Raw genomic sequence first — 19,126 nt, forward strand, 5'->3', positions numbered from 1 at the left:
GATGGTGCGGGCTGGCCGGATTATTGGTCGACGACATCCGGCGCGGCTTCCGCGACCGGCACGTGCGAATTGTCGATTCTCACCGGGCTGCCGTTGCGCAGCTTGATCTGTCCCGCGATCACCACCGTCTCGCCCGGCTTGATGCCGTCGGTGATCGCGATCCGGTCGCCCTTGGCCGGCTTGCTCTTCACGAACGTCTGCCGCGCCTTGCCCTCGCCGTCCTTCAGATCGTCGACCACGTAGACAAGATCGCCATAGGGATTGCTGACGATCGCTGTCAGCGGCAGCGTGACGAGCTGTTCGGGCTTGCCGGTCGCGATCTCGACCTTGGCGAACATGCCCGGCAGCAACCGCGTCGCATCGTTGTGCAGCGTGGCACGAATCTGGACGTTGCGGCTCGTCGAATCGACCTTGGCGTTGATCGCCGAGATCTGACCGGTGAAGCGTTCGCCGGGGTAGGCGTCGACGGCGATTCCGACGTCCTGGCCGATCCGGATGTCGGCGAGCGACTGCTGCGGCAGATAGAAATCGACGAAGATCGGATCGAGGCTCTGCAGGGTGACAATGGTGGTGCCGGCGCCGAGATACTGCCCGAGATCGACGGCGCGGATGCCGAGCCGGCCGGCGAAGGGCGCCTTCAGGGTCTTCTGCTCGACGATCGCCTTCTGCTGCGTCACGAGAGCCTGCGCGTTCTTCAGGTTGGCGCGGTCGCTGTCGAGCGTGGCCTGGCTGACCGCGTTGAACTTGATCTGCTCCTCGTCGCGCTTGACGACGATGGCATAGTTCTCGGCAGTCGCCTGCAGCGACTGCAGCTTGGCGACGTCATCGGTCGCGACCAGCTGCAGCAATTGCTGGCCGGCTTCGACGGTGTCGCCCGAATTGAACTGGATGCCCTGCACGATGCCTGCGGCCTGCAGCGCCAGATCGGCGCCGTTGACGGCGCGCAGCGAACCGACCGCGGTGAGGTTGGAGCGCCATGCTGCGGTCGCCGCAACGACCGTCGAGATCGTCTGCGGCGGGTTGGCCATGGCGCCGATCGCCTTGGCGATCATGATGCCCTTGAAGGTCTGAAAGCCGTAGAGGCCGCCGAACAGCACCGCCATGGCGGCCAGCATGATCGTCATGCGTTTCTTCATTACATTGCTTCCTGGGTCGTACGATTGGGACCGGCGAAGTAGCCGGGATTGGCGCGGGGCAGCGCCGCCGGGGTCTCGTCCTGGCGATTCCACCAGCCGCCGCCGAGCGCCTGGAACAGCGCCGCGGTGTCGGTGAAGCGCGTGGCCTGCGACTTGATGCGGGAGACGCGTGCGTTGAGATAGGATTGCTGCGCGTTGATGACGTTGGCGTAGGGCACCGCGCCGCTCCTGAACTGCTCGACCGCCATGGCGAGACTGTCGGCGGTGGCCTTCTCGGCGGCGGCCTGGGCCTTCAGCGCCTCGGCGTCGTACTGGATGGCGCGCAGCGAATCCGCGACATTCTGGAACGCCGTGATGACGGTGCTCTTGTAGAGCGACAGATCCTGCTCGAAGGTGGCGACGTCCGCCTCCTTGGTGTGATACAGCGTGCCGCCGTCGAGCAGCTTCTGGCTGACGCTCGAGGCCGCATCCCACACGATGGTCGTCGGCGAGAACAGCCGGCCCGGTCCGCTTGCGCCGTAGCTGCCCGACAGCGTCACCTGCGGCAGCAGATTGGCGACGCCGACGCCGACCGTCGCTGTGGCCTGGTGCAGCGTGGCCTCGGCCTGCCGGATGTCGGGACGCTGCCGGACGAGCGAGGAGGGCAGTGACATCGGCAGTTTGCGCGGCAGCCGCAGCTCCGCGAGGGTCACATGCTCGCCGCGATCCTGGCTCGGCAGCCGGCCGAGATAGGCCATCAGTTGATTGCGTTGCTGTGCGAGTTGCTTCTGCAGCGGCGCCAAGGTCGCCTTGGCCTGCGCCAGCGTTGCTTCCTGCGCCAGCACGTCGGATTTGGAGATGGCGCCGACGTCAAACTGGTGTTGGATCCGGCCAAGCTGGTCGGTCTCCGCCTTGATGATCTCCTCCGTCGCGGCAATCTGATCGCGCAACGAGGCGTCGCTGATCGCGGCGGTGACGACATTGGCGGTCAGCGACAGATACGTCGCTTCCATCTTGAAGGCCTGGTAGTCGGCCTGCGCCTGCAGCGCCTCCACCTGGCGACGCGTGCCGCCCCATAGGTCGAGCGCGTAGCTGACGCTCACCGACGTGCCATAGAGCGTGTACAGCGAGGTCTGACCAGGCCATTGTCCCTGCTGCGTGCTGGAGGCCTGCGTACGCTCGGCCGAGCCGCTCGCGCTCAGCTGCGGAAACAGCGCGCCCTGCTGCGATAGCGCGTTCTCGCGCGCAGCACGCAGCGCCAATTGTGCGGCTTCGATGTCCGGGTGGTTGCGAATCGCCTCCTCGACGAAGGCGTTGATCTGCCGGGAATGAAACAGCGCCCACCAAGTGCCGGGCAGATCGCCTCCGGGCGCGAAGCTCTGCACATTGCCGCCCGGTGTCGAGGCGCCGGCGGTCGCGGCGAGCCGACGTTCGGCCACATAACCAGTTGCGGCCGGCGCGTCGGGAGACATGAAGTCCGGACCGACGGCGCAGGACGCGAGCAGCATGCTGCAGCCGAGGAGGCCGAGCCGCAAGGGCAGCGCGCTGCATCTCGGGACCAGCCCCAAACAGGCATGAAACATTTTGACATCATCGGACATAAAACTAAACCGTTTCGTTTTCTGTCGCCGACGATGCGTGGCGGTTCCGGCCTAGTCAAGTCACGTTGATGACAAAGCGAGCTTGCTCACAGCTTCACGTCTCGCGCACCGCTGCGCGGCGCCGGCGCTCGTCTGCATCGGGACGCGGGCATGACAGCTCCGAGACGAACGCCGAGAACGCGCCGCTGCCCTTCCCGCGGTGGCGGGCAGCTGCGTCGTTTCTCACAATGATCGAAAAAGCGTCGTCGCGCCCACATTGTCCACGGCAGGCCCGAGCGAAGCAGCGCGTGCAGATCGCGCTGGAAGCCGGCCCGCGGTGCGAGCCGGCGTCTGCAACGTAGCGCCGGTCAGGATGGCATCGAGGATGCGACCACCGGCTTCGCCGGCACGTCGCGCACGCGGCTCGGGCGCCGCAGCCGGCGTTGCGTCCAGATCAGCAGGCCAGTGACCAGCAGCGCGAACAGCGCGACCGAGATCAGAACGTTGGCCGCGCTGCCGATCAGAGACCAGTTGCCTTCATGCAGCAGGCGCGGCCAGTTGCGCGGCAACGCGGAGAGCCCGTCGGACGTGACGGCATAGGCCCTGAGCTCATCGCCCTCGATGATGCGCGCCATCATCCGTCCGCCGCGATTGCCGATCGAGTTCACCGACGACAGGTCGTGGTCCTTGGCGACGATGCTGACGGCGTCAGGCAGCGAGACGCGCTTGGCTGCGGCAGGAGGAGTGCCGCCTGCGAAGGTCAGGCCGAGCTCGAGGCAGAGTCCAGTGAGCGGGCTGAGCAAAATCAGCGGCAGCGTGAACCAGGCCGTGCCCTTGTGCCAGCCGGACAGCGTGTTGCGCAGCCGCGGCAGTCCCATCAGAATGCCGATGATCATGATGCTGATCATGGCGATGGTCGAGATCAGGGTGAGGCCGGGGATTCCGATCAGATGCTCGTGGGTCCTGCGCGCCCACGAGAAGACGCTGGGCATCGCCGGCTTTTCGACGGCGGCACCGGTTGTCATGTCGACCTCGGCGCCCGGCGCCCCCTGCAAGGTCAGATGCTGCGTGGAGGCGTCGATCGACAGACCGCGTGCCTTGCCGTCGGGATCGTATTGCTTGATCAGCGCGACCACGCGCGCCGGATCGACGCTTTGCGGCTTGACGGCGGCGACCTGCGCCATCGGCTCGAAGGAGAGGATCAGCCCGGTCACGATGATGACAAGCAATGGCAGCGCAAAGACGAGGCTGATCCAACGGTGAAGTTTGAGCAGAAGCTGCTTGTTCATGATCGTCTCCGATTGATCGTCTCGCACGCGGTATCATGCGGGACCGTTGTCCGCAGGCGTCTGCTCCGTGAACGTTTCTGATCGTTCTCGCTGGACGACGCCGGGATATCAACCTGTCGTCCGCCGCGCTTCATTAGCTGAGCGCAGCAGCGAGACGAAGGAGATAACTATTAATTTTAGGTCATGCGCCGTTTGATCGGCATCAATGCGGCAGAGGTCGTTTCAGGACTGCTGGGATGATGTCAATTTGTATCAGATGCCGTCTTGCGGCCATCGAGCACCTCGCGCAGGCATGTCGCGTCCAAGCCGTTCTCCCACTTCGCGATGACGATGGTGGCGACTGCATTGCCTATCAGGTTGGTCGGCGTCAGCCCCTGCGACATCAGGCGATGGATGCCGAGCACCAGCGCGACGCTGGCGACCGGAATCGTACCGGTCGCGGCGAGCGTGGCGGCCAGCACGACGAAGGCGGCGCCCGCGATGCCGGCCGCGCCCTTCGACGTCACCAGCAGGATCAGCAGCAGCCCGATCTGGTGGCTGATGTCGAGATGCGTGTTGGTCGCCTGCGCCAGAAACACCGCGGCGGTCGCGAGGTAGAGGCAGGTGCCGTCGAGATTGAACGAATAGCCGGTGGGGATGACGAGACCGACGATGCTGCGTTCGCAGCCAGCGGCTTCGAGCTTCGCCAGCATGCGCGGCAGCACGGTCTCCGATGACGTGGTGGCGATGCAGACCAGCACCTCGTCCCTGATGTAGCGGATCAGCTTCCACAGGCTGAAGCCGGTGAAGGCGGCAATCGGGCCGAGCACGGCGGCGATGAAGATCAGGCAGGTGAGATAGAAGCTGCCGAGCAGCAGGCCGAGCTTGGCCAGCGAGCCCAGACCGAACTTGCCGACGGTGAAGGCGATGGCCCCGAATGCGCCCAGCGGCGCTGCCCACATCACGATCCGAACGACACCGAAGATCATCCGGCCGGCGACATCGATCACGTCCGTCACCGGCTTGGCGCGGTCGCCGAGCCAGATCAGCGCAAAGCCGCACATGACCGAGATGAACAGCACCTGCAGGATATTGCCCTCGGCAAAGGCGCCAACGAAGGTCTGCGGGATGATGTTGAGCAGGAACGGCACGAAGCCGACCGCAGCGGTCTGCTTGACATAGGGCTCGATCGTCGCGGAGTTGATCGTCGCCGGGTCGACGTTCATGCCGACGCCGGGCTGAAACAGGTTCACCGCGGTCAAGCCGATGATCAGCGCCAGCGTCGTGACGGCCTCGAAATAGATCAGCGCCTTGATCGCGACGCGGCCGACCTTGGCCATGTCGGCCATGTGGGCAATGCCGTTGACCACCGTGCAGAAGATGATCGGCGCGATCAGCATCCGGATCGCCTTGATGAAGGCGTCGCCGAGCGGCTGCATCTGGGCGCCCAGATCCGGCTTGATGGCACCGAGCAGGATGCCCGCTGCCATCGCGATCATGACCTGGACCCAAAGCTCCTTCCACCAGCCGCGGCGGGCGCCTGCCTTGCTGTCGGCGGTGAGGGTCGTGGTGGTCATGATCGGTCCTGTTGCTGAAGGGGCGAATTCGCAGCTGGCGGTGACTCAGCTCTTGGACTCGAACTTGAACAGCCGTTCGGGATTGCTGACAAGCAGCTTTCGCTGCATGGCCGGATCCGGGGCGTAGAGTGGGATCAGATCGACCAGATCGCCGTCATTGGGCATGATCTTGACGTTCGGATGCGGCCAGTCGGTGCCCCAGATGACGCGATCCGGCGCGTTGTCGATCAGCTTGCGGGCGAACGGGACCGCGTCGTGGAACGGGGGGCCGGAGGCCGAAGCGCGCTCGGGACCGGTGATCTTGATCCAGCACTTGTCGTCGCTCGCCTGCAGGTCGAGCAGCGCCTTGAACCCGGCATCGTCGATCCCCTTGGCGGCGCTGATCGTGCCCATGTGGTCGATCACATAGGTGACCGGCAGCGCCTTCAGGATCGGCACGAATTCCTGGATCGTCCCGGCCTCGAGATAAACGTCAACGTGCCAGCCGATCGCCGCGACGCGGTCCACCAGGGTGCGGAAGACGTTCATGTCGCCGACGCCGCCGAGGCGGCGGAGGAAGGCGAACCGGCAGGCGCAGATGCCGGCCTTGCCGAGCGCCGCGAGGTCGGCATCGGACATCGCCGCGTTGATGTTGGCGACGCCCTTGTAGTTGCCGTTGCTCTGCGCGATCGCATCGGTCACGACCCGATTGTCGGTGCCGTGGACGGTGGCGTTGACGATGACGGCGCGCTCGACGCCGATCTTGGCGTGCAGCGCCTGGAACATCTCCAGCGATGCGTCGGGCGGCGTGTAGGGGCGAGTGGGCGAGAATGGATAGGTCGCGGCCGGCCCGAAGATGTGGGTGTGGGTATCGACGCTGCCCGGTGGCGCCCTGAAGCTCGGGGTCTTCGGTGCCGGATCCGGGCCGGCGATGCTGGGGATCTTGGCCTCGTCGGCGGAGAGGGCAGGGCCTCCGAGCACGCTCGCCGCTCCCAGTCCGGCCATGGTGGCCAGCAGGTCTCGTCTCAACATCAGAGCGTCCTCCTCGGGATGGCCGCGGTCACAGGCAGGCGCTGCCCGCCAGGCTCCGGCATCGTTCGTGTTTGCTATCGTCACGCCACGAAGGAGAGGTCGGGCGACCTCTCAACGTGGCGTCGTGATCATGGGGGGTCCGGCTCCCGAGCCGGCGGATCGCTGTGATCCCAGTTGTTCCTGATCGAGGATCTTGCAGCCTCTGCAGCATGACAAGAAGCATTGGGTGAACGGTCAGTTCGCTGGGTTGGACAATGCTCTGCAGTCCAACTGCCAACGTTGCCGAGACCCTCCGTTCGAGCTGCGTTGCAGCGCGTCTGGGCGAGATGGGCTGCTCTTCAACCAGTCTGCGAGAAGGCAGCCCGAGCGCGCCGATCCGCGGAATTGTTCGTGCGGCGGAAAGGTGAGTTGTGTCAAAGCCATGGCGTGCGTTCTGGTCATGCGCCGGCAGCTTCAAGCGCCGTTGTGAAGACCGCATGCGCAATGCTATGCGACAGCAAAGAGAGGCGTGCGGCCGCCGAGACGCCGCGCGCTGTCAGCGCACAACAACTTCGGGCAAAGGAAACACCATGGTCGACGCGCTCATCATCGATGCCTGCAGAACGCCGCGCGGTATTGGCAAGGCCGGCAAGGGCGCGCTCGCCGGGCTGCACCCGCAGCATCTCGGCGCCACCGTGCTGCGTGCGCTGGCCGACCGCACCGGCATCAATACCGGCGATGTCGACGACATCATCTGGGGCTGCTCGTCGCAGCGCGGACCGCAGAGCGGCGATCTCGGCCGCATGTCGGCGCTCGACGCCGGCTACGACATCCGCGCCTCGGGCGTCACGCTCGATCGCTTCTGCGGCTCCGGCATCACCAGCGTCAACATCGCCGCGGCCTCGATCATGGCCGGGCAGGAGGACCTCGTCGTCGCCGGCGGCTGCGAGATGATGTCGATGGACGGTCGGCGCGGCGAGGGGCCGCTGATGATGGATGCCGGCAATCTGCATCTGCGCGCGCTGCATCCGCAGTCGCATCAGGGCGTCTGCGCCGATGCCATCGCCACCATGGAAGGCATCACCCGCGCCGACGTCGACGCGCTCGGGCTGGAGAGCCAGAAGCGCGCGGCGGCTGCGATCGCTGCCGGCCATTTCAAGAAGAGTCTGGTGCCGGTGCATCGCGAGGACGGCAGCGTCGCGCTCGACCACGAGGAATACCCCCGGCCGCAGACCACGGCCGAGGCGCTGGCCGCGCTGAAGCCGGCGTTTCCGGCGATCGCCGACTACGCGCTGGACGAGAAGGGCACGACGTATCGCAACCTGATCCTGCAGCGCTATCCCGGCCTCGAGATCGAATTCGTGCATCACGCCGGCAACTCCTCGGGCGTGGTCGACGGTGCGGCGGCGATCCTGCTGGCGTCGCCGTCCTATGCCAAGGCCCATGGCCTGAAGCCGCGGGCACGCGTCGTGGCGATGGCCAATATGGGCGACGACCCGACCCTGATGCTGAACGCCCCGGTGCCGGCGACGCGCAAGGTGCTGGCCAAGGCCGGGCTCAAGCTTGATGACATCGACCTGTTCGAGATCAACGAGGCGTTCGCCGTCGTCGCCGAGAAGTATATCCGCGACCTCGAGCTCGACCGCGCCAAGGTCAATGTGAACGGCGGCTCGATCGCGCTGGGACATCCGATCGGCGCCACCGGTTCCATCCTGATCGGGACGCTGCTCGACGAGCTCGAGCGGCGCGATCTCAAGCGCGGCCTGGTCACGATGTGCGCGGCCGGTGGCATGGCACCCGCGATCATCATCGAGCGGATCTGAACGGGACATCTCCTCGATTTGAGTTGCGCGCGCCCGTTGCGGAGTCTCCCGTGGCGGGCGCCGTTGTTTTGCACCTGGGCCGCTTGTGACCTCGGCGGTGCCGCGCAGTTGAGGCGCAGGATCGCGCGAGCCGCGGCGGTTCCAGTTTCCGGACCAGTCAACCACGTTTCGATCGGACAGGAATTCGCGCTTGTTCCGCTAGTTGCGACAGGTTATTGCCACGGCGAGGCCTCATCGTAGAAGAAATGGCTCTCTGTGCTGTCGACGCTGTCGCATATCATCGATCGCAAGGCTTCGAACCGGGTGGTCACGCGGCTGCGGGCTTTGCTGCGCAGCAACGAGTTCTACCTGATACCGCTGGCGCTGGTGATCGGCGTTGCGACGGGTGCGATCGTGACGGTGATGAGCCTGATCGCGCAGGTCGCGCATGTGGTCATCTACGGCATTCCGATCGATGTCCGGCTCAGCGCTCATACCTCGGTCAACCCGGCCGTCGCCCTGATCGCGCCCGCCTGCGGCGGCCTTGCGCTCGGCATCATGGAATGGCTGCGGCGGCGCTGGAAGATTGCGGCCGCGGTCGACCCCGTCGAGGCCAATGCGCTGCGCGGCGGACGGCTGTCGATGCGCGACAGCATCGTGGTGAGCGGCCAGACCCTGGTCTCCAACGGCTCCGGCGCGTCGGTCGGGCTCGAGGCCGGCTACACCCAGATCGGCGCCGGCGTCGCCTCGCTGCTTGGGCAGTATCTCACGCTCCGCCGCAACGATATGCGCCTCATCCTCGGCTGCGGTGCGGCCGCCGCCATTGCGGCCGCTTTCGGCGCGCCGATCACGGGGGCGTTCTATGCCTATGAGCTGATCGTCGGCGTCTACTCCGTCGGCAGCGCGGCGCCGATCCTGGCGGCCTCGCTGGCGGGTGCGCTGACCTCGCAATATCTCGCCGGCGCGCCGTATTCGCTGGAGGTCGCCAAGGTCGGCGCGGTCGGCTTCGAGCAATACATCGCGCTGTTCGTGCTGGCGCTCCTCGTCGCCGGCATCGGCATCGTGGTGATGCGTGCCTCGCCGGCGGTCGAGCGGCTGTTCGTCCGCATTCCGGTGTGGCTGCGCCCGGTGATCGGCGGGGTCTGTGTCGGCGCCATGGCGATCGTGACGCCGCAGGTGCTGGCGGCAGGCCACGGCGCAATGCTGCTCGACCTGCATCGCGAGATGGCGGTCGGCATGATCGCCACCATCATCGTGCTCAAGCTCGCCGCCTGCCTGATCTCGCTGGCCTCGGGCTTCCGCGGCGGTCTGTTCTTCGCCTCGCTGTTCGTCGGCAGCCTGCTCGGCAAGCTGTTTGCGGGACTGCTCGCGCTGGCCGGCCTCGGGCTCGCGATCGACCCGCTGGTGGCGATGCTCACCGGCATGGCGACGCTCGGTGTCGCCATCGTCGGCGGGCCGCTGACGATGTCGTTCCTGGTGCTGGAGATGACCCGCAGCGTCGACGTCACGGCCGTCGTGCTGGGCGCTTGCATCGTGACGTCGGTGTGCGTCCGCGTCCTGTTCGGCCACTCGTTCTCGACCTGGCGCCTGCATCTGCGCGGCGAGACCATCCGCAGCGCCAATGACGTCGGCTGGCTGCGCAACCTCACGGTCGAGCGGCTGATGCGCTCCGACGTCGCCAAGGTGCCGACCACGACCAGCATCGCGGCCTGCCGGCGCGAGTTCGCGCTGGGCACGCGCCAGGCCGTGGTGGTGGTGAACAACAGCGACGATTATTGCGGGCTGGTCTCCTTGCCCGATCTGTTCTCGGGCGAATTGGACTCCATCGCCGATGAGATCCAGGTGGTCGAGCTTGCCAAATATTTCGACGTCGCGCTGTTGCCCGAAATGAACGTCAAGACGGCGATGAAGATCTTCGACGATTCCGGCGCGGAAGAGCTGGCGGTGCTGGAATCGGAGAACAGCCGCAAGGTGATCGGCTTCCTGACCGAGTCCTTCGCGCGCCGCCGCTATGTCGAGGAGATCGACCAGGCGACGCGCGGCGTGCTCGGGGCGCTGTCGTGATCGCGTCCCGCCGCCGCGACACGTGATCGCCGGTCCTCGACCGGGGTAGACTGCCGGCCGTTCGAGACGCGTGAGGACCGCATGACGAGACTGATCAGCACGGCTGTCGTGGCGACCTTGAGCGCGCTGGCGGCGACCACCGCCGCAGCCGAACCTGTTGTGCTGAAAGGCAAGGACGCGTTCGGCAGTTGGCAGGGTGATGCACCTGGCACAATCAGGCTGATCCGTCCCGAAGACCTGCCCAAACCGGGGGCGACGGCGTCCGCAGCCAACGTCTCCCGCGTGATGCAACGACCGGCCTCCGCCGTGCCGAAGGTCATCGACGGTTTCAAGATCGCGCTGTTTGCCGAGGGGCTGAGCGGGCCGCGCATCCTCCGCACCGCGCCGAATGGCGACATCTTCGTTGCCGAGACCCGGGCAGGGCGCGTCCGCGTGCTGCGTCCGAGCGAGGACGGCAGCAAGGTCGCGTCGAGCGAGATCTTCGCCGACCGTCTCGGCCATCCCTTCGGCATCGCCTTCTACCCGAGCAGCGATCCGCAATGGATCTATGTCGCGAGCACCGAGCGCGTCATGCGCTTTCCCTATCGAGCCGGCGACATGAAGGCGCAGGGGCCGCTGCAGGTCGTCGTGCCCGATCTGCCGGCCGGCTACGGCCATTCGACGCGCGATATCGTCTTCACCAGGGACGACAAGCGCATGCTGGTGTCGGTCGGCTCCACCGGCAATGTCGGCGAAGCGCTGGGAGAGCCAGCCGGCGGAGTCAGTGCCTGGATCAAGGCGCACCCGCTCGGCGCGGCCTGGGGCGGGGAGGCCGACCGTGCCAGCGTGCTGGCGTTCGATCCCGACGGCAAGAACCGCAGCCTGTTCGCCACCGGCATCCGCAACTGCGTCGGCCTCGCCATCCAGTCCGCGACCGGAACGCCGTGGTGCTCGACCAACGAACGCGACGGGCTCGGCGACGATCTGGTGCCGGATTATGTCACGCGGGTGAAGGAGGGCGGCTTCTATGGCTGGCCCTGGTACTACATCGGCGACAACCCCGACCCGCGCCATGCCGGCGAGCGCCCCGACCTGAAGGGCAGGATCACCGTGCCCGACGTGCTGCTGCAGCCGCATTCGGCCTCGCTCGGTCTGACATTCTACGACGGCAATCTGTTTCCGCCGGAGTATCGCGGCGATGCCTTCGCGGCCGAGCACGGCTCGTGGAACCGGTCCAAGCGCACCGGCTACAAGGTGATCCGGGTCAGGCTCAAGGACGGCGTGCCCACCGGCGAATACGAGGATTTCGTCACCGGATTCGTCGTCAACGATCGCGAGGTCTGGGGCCGGCCGGTCGGCGTCACCGTGGCGCGCGACGGCAGCCTGCTCATCTCCGAAGACGGCAACAGCACGATCTGGCGCGTGAGCCGCTGAGCGGATCTTTGCGGCGCAGGAACCTCTCGATCCGGTGTGGGTTGGGAGCGCGGATGAATGCCGGATGAGCGTATGAACATCTTCGATCCGCAAGGGCCGATCGCCGCCGCCGAGCAGACGATCCTGATCGATTCCGTCATCATCATGCTGGCGATCATCGTGCCGACATCGATCGCGGTGCTCGCTTTCGCGTTCTGGTTCCGCAGCTCCAACACCAGGGCGCGCTACCGGCCGGACTTCGCCTATTCGGGCGCGGTCGAGCTCGTGGTGTGGTCGATCCCCGCGCTCACCGTCATCCTGCTCGGCGGCGTCGCCTGGATCGGCTCGCACCAGCTCGACCCGGGCAAGCCCGTCGACGGCACTGGGCTTCCGATCCGCGTCCAGGCGGTGTCGCTCGACTGGAAGTGGCTGTTCATCTATCCCGACCAGCGCATCGCCACCGTCAACAGCCTGACCGTCCCGATCGGCGCGCCACTGCGCTTCGAGCTGACATCCGGCAGCGTCATGACGGCCTTCTTCATCCCGCAGCTCGGCGGCATGATCTACACCATGAACGGCATGGTCACGCGGCTGAACCTGCGCGGAGATCATGTCGGGACCTACAAGGGCTTGGCCTCGCATTTCAGCGGCGACGGTTTTCCCGACATGATGTTCGACACCAACGTCGTCTCGCAGCCCGACTTCGCCAACTGGGTGACGAATGCTGCCAGGAGCGGCCAGGTGCTCGACGAGGCGGGCTACAAGGAGCTCGCGGCGCAGTCCGTCGAGACCCGCCCGAAGACCTACCGGCTCGCGGATCCCGAGTTGTTCGGCAACATCGCCAGCCAGAAGATCCCTCCGGCGCCGGGACCGCAGCTCAGCGAGAACCAGTCGCGGCCGGAAGGCGGAACGGCGCATGCCCACTGAAGTCGTCGCAAAGGGAGTGGGCCGATGTCGGTGACCACCGTCGCTCAGGCGCCTGCCTATGCCGATCCGCATCAACTGCGTGCCGCCGAGCATCCCGGGCCGGCGCCGAAACGGATCGTGACCGGATTCGGCTTCTGGATATTCCTGCTCTCCGACATCGTGATGTTCTCGTGCTTCTTCGCGAGCTTCGCGGTGCTGTCGGGTGCGACCGCCGGCGGTCCGGGCGGCGCCGAACTGTTCGACGTCCGCAACGTCGCGGTCGAGACCGCTTTGCTGCTGCTGTCGAGCTTCACCTGCGGCATGGCGAGCATTGCCGCCGAGCGCCACAACCAGCTCTGGTTCCAGGTCGCGATGGCCGTCACCGGCCTGCTCGGCGCCGGCTTCCTGCTGCTCGAGGTCCGAGAGTTCGTCGACCTCGTCGGCCGCGGCGACGGGCCGAGCCGCAGCGCCTTCCTGTCGGCGTTCTTCACTCTGGTCGGCTGCCATGGCCTGCACGTCGCGGCTGGCATCCTGTGGCTGCTGACCATGATGGCGCAGGTGGTCGCCAAGGGCTTCCGCGCCGACATCGAGCGTCGCATCCTGTGCTTCGCGCTGTTCTGGCACGCGCTCGACATCATCTGGGTCGCGGTGTTCTCCGTGGTCTATCTGCTCGGGAGTGCGACATGACCGATCAAGCGCCCGCGGAATTCGATCTCGCGCCCGGCGAGCAGCAGCATGGCAGCCTGCGTTCCCGCGTCCTGTTCTATGTCGCCGGCCTCGGTCTCGCGATCCTGCTGACGGCGACGTCGTTCTTCGTCGCCGGCACCGACCTCGTCTGGCAGCCATCGATCCCGGTCGCGATCATCGTCCTGGCGATCGCCCAGATGGGGGTGCACCTGGTGTTCTTCCTGCACATCACCACCGGGCCCGACAACACCAACAACGTGCTGGCGCTGGCCTTCGGGCTGCTGATCGTGTTTCTCGTCGTCGGCGGCTCGCTGTGGATCATGGCGAACCTCAACCACAACATGATGCCGATGGATCAGCTGCTGCAGATGCAGCACTGAGCGTCGTTGCGGCAATCCAGGGGCCGCGCGACAGCTCTCGATTGCTTCGTCGTGCCGACTCGTCGACCGTCCGATCTCACTTCTTCGGCGCGCGGCAGTTGAATGCACGGCGGAAGCCGGCGGCGCGTGCATCGTCCTCCGAGCAGAACCAGCGGTCGGGCTCGGTGGTCGCGGGATAGCTCGGGCAGCCCTGCAGATGGTAGATGCCGATGTTGCCGGTGACGCGGGCGCGCACCGCGAACTTCCCCTTGATGCTGCAGCCCGGCGGCGCGCTCGGCGCGTCCGGGAACAGCACCGCACGGATCTCGCGGTCGCGGTCGGCGCGGCAGGCCGCGCCGACCAGGGCGCCGTCCTTCTTGTCGGCGCGGAACTCGGCTGGGGCGACGAAACATCCCTTCCACAGCCCGCGCACCGCCTCCTTGGCCGCGGCGACATCGTCCTTGGCGCGATACTTGATCGCCGGATCCGCGCTCATGGCGTAGCCCGCGCGCGCGACCTGTTGGTTCAGGCTGACCTTGTCGCCGTCGATGGTGCAGAGGCCGATCCTGCGCGTCTTGAGCGGCTTGTCGGGGCCGAGATCGTCGCAGCGCACCGAGCGGCCGCCGATCAGCTTGCCAAGCTGCTCGCGTGCCTCGACGCCGCAGCTCCAGGAATCGGCGTGATCGTCGATGCAGAGCTGGTCGACCTCCGGCGCATCGATGCCGTCGAGCCGGAACACCGTGTCGCCGAGCTGGATCGTGTCGCCGCTGCGTACCGTGGCGCTCGCCGCCAACGATGCGCCGGTCATGTCGGCTCCCAGCACCATGGCCCCACACAACGACAACAGCCGGTCTCGCAGCCGCATGCTTCCTCCCGCAATCAGATTCATCAAATACCCAGCCGTAGTCCTATCACAGCGCGCGTGAGTCTCGCCAAGGACGGCGCGGAACGGCGCCGCCGGATCGCCACCTTGCGCGGGGGGCGGCTGCTACCCATCTGACCGGGCGAAGGAAATCTTGCCATGTTGGACTTTACCTCCGATCTCGCCGGCGATGCGCTGTCGCCGGCGCGCGCGTCTGATGCTGCGCCGGCCGACGACCGCGCGCTGCTGGACGCCTATTCCAATGCCGTCATCGACGTCACCGAGCGGGTCGGCCCTGCGGTCGTGCGCGTCGAAACCGGCCCCAGGGCTGGGTCGACCGCCGGCTCCCGCGCCGAGCGCGGCGGGCTCGGCTCGGGCATCGTGATCTCGCCCGACGGTCTCGTGCTGACCAACAGCCATGTCGTCGGCTCCTCCAAGAGCATCCGGCTGCGCGACGTCGAGGGCATCGTCACCGACGCTCAGGTGCTCGGCGTCGATCCCGACACCGATCTCGCCTTGCTGCGCGCCAATCACGCGCGCGACCTGCGCTACGCCGCGCTCGGCAACTCCAAGAGCCTGCGCCGCGGCCAGCTCGTGGTCGCGATCGGCAATCCGCTCGGCTTCGAATCCACGGTGACGGCTGGCGTGGTCTCGGCGCTCGGCCGCTCGATCCGCTCGGTCTCGGGTCGCATGATCGAGGACGTCATCCAGACCGATGCGGCGCTCAACCCAGGCAATTCCGGCGGGGCGCTGGTGTCGTCGGCCGCCGAGGTGATCGGCATCAACACCGCCATCATCCAGGGCGCGCAGGGCATCTGCTTTGCGGTCGCCAGCAATACCGCGCAGTTCGTGCTGTCGGAGATCATCCGCCACGGCTACGTCCGCCGCGCCTATATCGGCGTGTCCGGGCAGACCGCGCCGGTGCCGCGGCGACATGCGTTGCTCGCCGGCGTCGAGAACAAGATGGGCGCGCTGTTGATGCAGATCGAGCCGGACGGGCCCGCGGCCCGCGCCGGCCTGTTGCCGGGCGACGTCGCGATCAAGCTCGACGGCGTCGACATCAACGGCGTCGACGACCTGATCCGCGTGCTCGACCGCGACCGCATCGGCCGTACCGTGCCGATGGACGTGCTGCGGCTGGGCCGCCTGCGCGGCATCGACATCCACCCGGTCGAGCGCAGGCCGGCGGCACGGCAGGCGTCGTGAGATATCGAAAGCCATAAACACCGCGGTCGTCCCGGCGAACGCTGCCGGCTTGTCCGGGACGACAGCAGAAGGTCTGGCGGGATTTTACGTTTCAAACAGCCAACGGATGAGGGACATGTCATCGCATTCTCGCGGCGTAGCACGCCCGAGTCCTGCGATCAGTCCGTCCCTCGCAACTCATGCAGAGGGCGCAGGGAATGCCGGGTGAAGGCCTCACCCATGGCCCGCCTGCGAAAAGAATGCAGGCGGCAGGTACCACAGGCAAAGCCGAAACACGCCGGCATTCCCTGCGCGATGGTCTTCACGCTTATACGCAGTCTCCCTGGTGCACCGGGCTTGTTGGCCACCATTCGCGGCAACGCTTGCGCATTGCGCGGGACACCAGCATCGGGGTGTCAGGACGCTGCGACTTCACGTCCACGACAGATCGTTCGTCCGCGCCCTCGTTACCGAAGACGCTGCGATCTCTCGCGGCCATCGCTTCCCACCTCGCGTGTCGTGACGATCGCGCGCAACGCCCCTCTGCATGAGGCGGGACACGCATAGACAATCACGATTTCCGTAAAAGCGCAAGAAATTGATTTTTATCTGAAATGTCGCCCGATCAGCCGGTACCGGGGGCGAAGCCGTTGCCGGACGATTGATGACGAGAAAAACCCGAGTCGGCTGTTGAACGGGAAGGCCGACCAGGCTTGCGCCCTTGAAAATCCGATCAACATAAAACGTCGAGCGGCAATAAAAGTTAGATAACTAACCGAAACTCGGGATAGTGGAACGGAGAGCTTCAGGTCGGCAGAAGCCACGAAGCATCTGCTCATCTAGGCTTACTCCGAGTGCTTCTCCCTCTTGGCACATTACTCTCACGGAACGCCCGAAGCTGGCGCGACTAAGCTCCGCATCCTCCAGAGGAATCAGTGTTTGATCGGGATTTAGCGGATCTGAGAACAACTGTATCCGCTTCGGTGCCACGAAACGACGGGCATCAAGGATCCGTTTCGAGACCGCGGCGGGTTCCGTCACTAGGCTCCCGTCGCTCCGCCATTGCCCGAACGACGTGAATTTCGGATTGAGTACATTGGTATCGATCTCACCATAGGGGCGGGCTAGATCAGTCTTGGTTTGAAATAGATGCCAATTGCCTGAATTGTAAAATTCTGCTGTGCGCCAATAAGCGACAGAAGCCGAAAGCCAATAGTACATATCCCACTGTTCTTCTGCGAGGATTTCGCAGGTTTTTCCGCAGCCGTAGACACCGATTTTGCGACCAGATTTGGCTACTTCTTTTTGCGCGTACTGAAAATACTGATTTATCGCCAGAATATTTTTCTCACGGTCGCCGCTCGCTAGGTCAAAATCCGCGCCAAAGTAGATAGCGCTCCCTTCGGGCTGCTTCATGTTGTCAGCATTCTTCACTGCGTCGCGCACGTCATAAATTTTCTTGGTGGGCTCTTGAAAAGTTCGGCCACTCCCGCCGCTAAAATACTGGAATACAGTTGCGACGGCGATCCTCTGGTCTTCAAGCGCATTTAGTTCCGCTTTGGATAGAACTGCGTTCTGATAAGGGCCGTGATCCAAATTTTCGAGGCGTGTATAAAACCGGATCACTGTAGTGACGCCGGCGTCTGCTACCCGCTTGGCGGATCTGGTAAGATTCTTGCTGGCATCAATGATGCGTATGTCGGTTTGATTTGAGGTCCTACAAGTCGCTTCAGCGCGAGCCATCGAAGGGAAGACACCGATCGTAGCGCCTATACACATGCCAGACAGAAATTGTCGACGCTCCATAGCGTGTCCTCGTCATTCTATAGACAATACCCATACATCAGGCTGCCGGGCCTGAGGTGCGGCGTCGTTTGCTATTTCATGAGCAGCACTAGTTTGTTGGGATATAAATTCCTCGCCGAGGTGGGCGATATGGAGATCGCCCGTCTCGTGACGCTCACTAATGCTTCCTATCCTTATTCCACAAAGAAGCGTTCGCTATCCCCGCCGGGGCCGCAAAAGCTCTTCAGCGAGCCCTTGCTGATAGTACCGCTTTTGACTGACACATCGCCCCCGCGCATTTTTCTAACACGATAGTCAAAACGCATCTGAACGTTACAAGTGGTCCTCACCTGCCACCTGTAGCAAATCTCCTCTGAGCGAAAAGGATTGTCCGTATCAGCGGGAGTGATCTGATCTTCGAGATAGCTTGCAATAACCGAACAGTCGCCGACCCGTACCCTGTCTTCGGCTAACGAAAAAGTGGTAGACGCAACGAGTATTAAGGCGATTAGTGCGTTTCTCATCGCTTAGACTCCATGCAAAATGTTATTCGTTCTATTCGAGCATGCATGCGCAGTTACAAAGCAACCGCGGCCAGAAACGTCATCTGGCCGCCGGGCGCCATATTAATTCCGTACATTTCGGGTTGAGAAAGTGGATGGTAGTCCGGACTGCCGGGCCACGGATCGAGCACGCCCACTTGCTGGGGAGCCGGACCCATTGGACTCATAACATAGTTGAAATCGACTATGACCATTGCGTGGTGAGTGTTGCAGTACAAGACGGGTCGGTCGTTCGCCAGTTCGTTGATAATGAAGTTATTACTGATGGCCATAATGCCGTCAGTCGGATCGTAGGCTGCGCTGATGCTCGCCTGGAAAGACTGGCCGCTGTCGTCTACCCACGGCGCACTGAGTGCTTGCGCTATGGCGAGCGGCGTTCCAGCGGGTTTGCATGCGAGGCCGCCAAATACTTTGGCTACGATTTTCTTTTGATCGGTACGATGTCCGTGCGCCGCAAAGATCATTGCTGTGGAGGCTGCCCAGCACCATTCAGGACATTCCTGTTTAATGATTTGCGGCTTGGCAACGTAGGCGCGCTGCAAGGTGCCAACGCTGTCTTTCATGGCCAAAAGTTTGGAGCTCGAAATCGCGACTGCGCCAGCGCCTGTTAGTAATGACCTTCGACTAATTAGCCTCATGCAATCCCCCTTGAGCCCGCCCAGTGCGAAAGTTTAGAAGTATACCGAAAGGTTGTAAATGTTACAAACATATATTAATGAAGGAGGCTGCTAAATAGCGCCGCCAATTTTCACGCTTTGTCACTGTCCAATTGACCGATCCCCTGTAGTGGCAACTCTCAAGGCGTCATCCGGCAGTGGCGTCTGACTGCCCGGTGACAACGGCCGCGACTCGGGCTCCCTGATAAAGTTCAGATTGCAGCGCGCAGCACCGTTGTTCTGATGTCCGCTTCGGGACGATTTCGTTGAAAAAGTCAGCAGTTGCGACGCAGAGATATCGGTGATTCAGTCTGTCTAGTGGGCAGGACTGAAGG

The 19,126-nt window shown here is 64.5% G+C and carries 15 protein-coding genes; 7 read left to right on the forward strand and 8 right to left on the reverse strand.

Translation table 11 applies throughout. The features are described 5' to 3' along the window. Positions 1 to 20: 20 nt before the first annotated feature. The 5 genes from ACQR03_RS24100 to ACQR03_RS24120 all read right to left on the reverse strand — a co-directional run bounded on the left by ACQR03_RS24100 (position 21) and on the right by ACQR03_RS24120 (position 6,551). Complete coding sequence (locus tag ACQR03_RS24100; RefSeq protein WP_316170643.1) at positions 21 to 1,136, reverse strand: efflux RND transporter periplasmic adaptor subunit; 1,116 nt, start codon at positions 1,134 to 1,136, stop codon at positions 21 to 23. After that, positions 1,136 to 2,698, reverse strand: a complete 1,563-nt coding sequence (locus ACQR03_RS24105) for an efflux transporter outer membrane subunit (protein WP_316170642.1) — start codon at positions 2,696 to 2,698, stop codon at positions 1,136 to 1,138. Before ACQR03_RS24105 ends, ACQR03_RS24100 begins: the two co-directional genes overlap by 1 nt. A gap of 365 nt (positions 2,699 to 3,063) precedes the next feature. Next, entirely contained in the window at positions 3,064 to 3,984 is a 921-nt protein-coding gene (locus ACQR03_RS24110) for a PepSY-associated TM helix domain-containing protein (protein ID WP_315715666.1), read from the reverse strand. A gap of 242 nt (positions 3,985 to 4,226) precedes the next feature. Next, positions 4,227 to 5,540 (reverse strand): C4-dicarboxylate transporter DctA, encoded by a 1,314-nt coding sequence (gene dctA, locus ACQR03_RS24115; protein ID WP_315715667.1) that lies wholly within the window; start codon positions 5,538 to 5,540, stop codon positions 4,227 to 4,229. Between the two features lie 45 nt (positions 5,541 to 5,585). Further along, complete coding sequence (locus ACQR03_RS24120; RefSeq protein WP_434841962.1) at positions 5,586 to 6,551, reverse strand: amidohydrolase family protein; 966 nt, start codon at positions 6,549 to 6,551, stop codon at positions 5,586 to 5,588. Positions 6,552 to 7,120: 569 nt separating this feature from the next. On the opposite strand from ACQR03_RS24120, the gene ACQR03_RS24125 reads away from it, so the two are divergent. From ACQR03_RS24125 to cyoD, 6 genes are all read left to right on the forward strand, one after another. Continuing rightward, positions 7,121 to 8,353: an acetyl-CoA C-acetyltransferase gene (locus ACQR03_RS24125; protein ID WP_434841963.1), complete on the forward strand. Its 1,233-nt coding sequence runs from the start codon at positions 7,121 to 7,123 to the stop codon at positions 8,351 to 8,353. 255 nt (positions 8,354 to 8,608) lie between these two features. Then, positions 8,609 to 10,396 (forward strand): chloride channel protein, encoded by a 1,788-nt coding sequence (locus tag ACQR03_RS24130; protein ID WP_315826439.1) that lies wholly within the window; start codon positions 8,609 to 8,611, stop codon positions 10,394 to 10,396. Positions 10,397 to 10,477: 81 nt separating this feature from the next. Next, positions 10,478 to 11,809, forward strand: a complete 1,332-nt coding sequence (locus tag ACQR03_RS24135) for a PQQ-dependent sugar dehydrogenase (RefSeq protein ID WP_434841964.1) — start codon at positions 10,478 to 10,480, stop codon at positions 11,807 to 11,809. 72 nt (positions 11,810 to 11,881) lie between these two features. Then, positions 11,882 to 12,715: a COX aromatic rich motif-containing protein gene (locus tag ACQR03_RS24140; RefSeq protein ID WP_316185377.1), complete on the forward strand. Its 834-nt coding sequence runs from the start codon at positions 11,882 to 11,884 to the stop codon at positions 12,713 to 12,715. A gap of 24 nt (positions 12,716 to 12,739) precedes the next feature. Beyond that, entirely contained in the window at positions 12,740 to 13,381 is a 642-nt protein-coding gene (gene cyoC, locus ACQR03_RS24145; protein WP_315715672.1) for a cytochrome o ubiquinol oxidase subunit III, read from the forward strand. Further along, entirely contained in the window at positions 13,378 to 13,761 is a 384-nt protein-coding gene (cyoD, locus tag ACQR03_RS24150; protein ID WP_316193333.1) for a cytochrome o ubiquinol oxidase subunit IV, read from the forward strand. The genes cyoC and cyoD overlap by 4 nt, the downstream gene beginning before the upstream one ends. Before the next feature lie 76 nt (positions 13,762 to 13,837). Here cyoD and ACQR03_RS24155 read toward each other — a convergent pair whose 3' ends face one another. Continuing rightward, positions 13,838 to 14,605, reverse strand: a complete 768-nt coding sequence (locus ACQR03_RS24155) for a thermonuclease family protein (RefSeq protein WP_409998655.1) — start codon at positions 14,603 to 14,605, stop codon at positions 13,838 to 13,840. Between the two features lie 156 nt (positions 14,606 to 14,761). Between ACQR03_RS24155 and ACQR03_RS24160 the strand changes: the two genes are divergently transcribed. Further along, positions 14,762 to 15,808 (forward strand): S1C family serine protease, encoded by a 1,047-nt coding sequence (locus tag ACQR03_RS24160; protein WP_434841965.1) that lies wholly within the window; start codon positions 14,762 to 14,764, stop codon positions 15,806 to 15,808. A 750-nt stretch (positions 15,809 to 16,558) separates the two neighbouring features. On the opposite strand, the gene ACQR03_RS24165 is transcribed toward ACQR03_RS24160, so the two are convergent. Both ACQR03_RS24165 and ACQR03_RS24170 read right to left on the reverse strand, forming a co-directional pair. After that, positions 16,559 to 17,593 carry a glycoside hydrolase domain-containing protein gene (locus tag ACQR03_RS24165; RefSeq protein WP_434841966.1) on the reverse strand — a complete coding sequence of 345 codons (1,035 nt, stop codon included), beginning with the start codon at positions 17,591 to 17,593 and terminating at the stop codon, positions 16,559 to 16,561. Between the two features lie 556 nt (positions 17,594 to 18,149). Then, a complete protein-coding gene (locus ACQR03_RS24170) occupies positions 18,150 to 18,698 on the reverse strand; it encodes a hypothetical protein (RefSeq protein WP_315751958.1) in 549 nt (182 codons plus the stop codon). Between the last annotated feature and the right edge of the window lie 428 nt (positions 18,699 to 19,126).

The sequence above is a fragment of the Bradyrhizobium sp. HKCCYLS3070 genome (assembly GCF_051167575.1).
Taxonomy (GTDB): domain Bacteria; phylum Pseudomonadota; class Alphaproteobacteria; order Rhizobiales; family Xanthobacteraceae; genus Bradyrhizobium.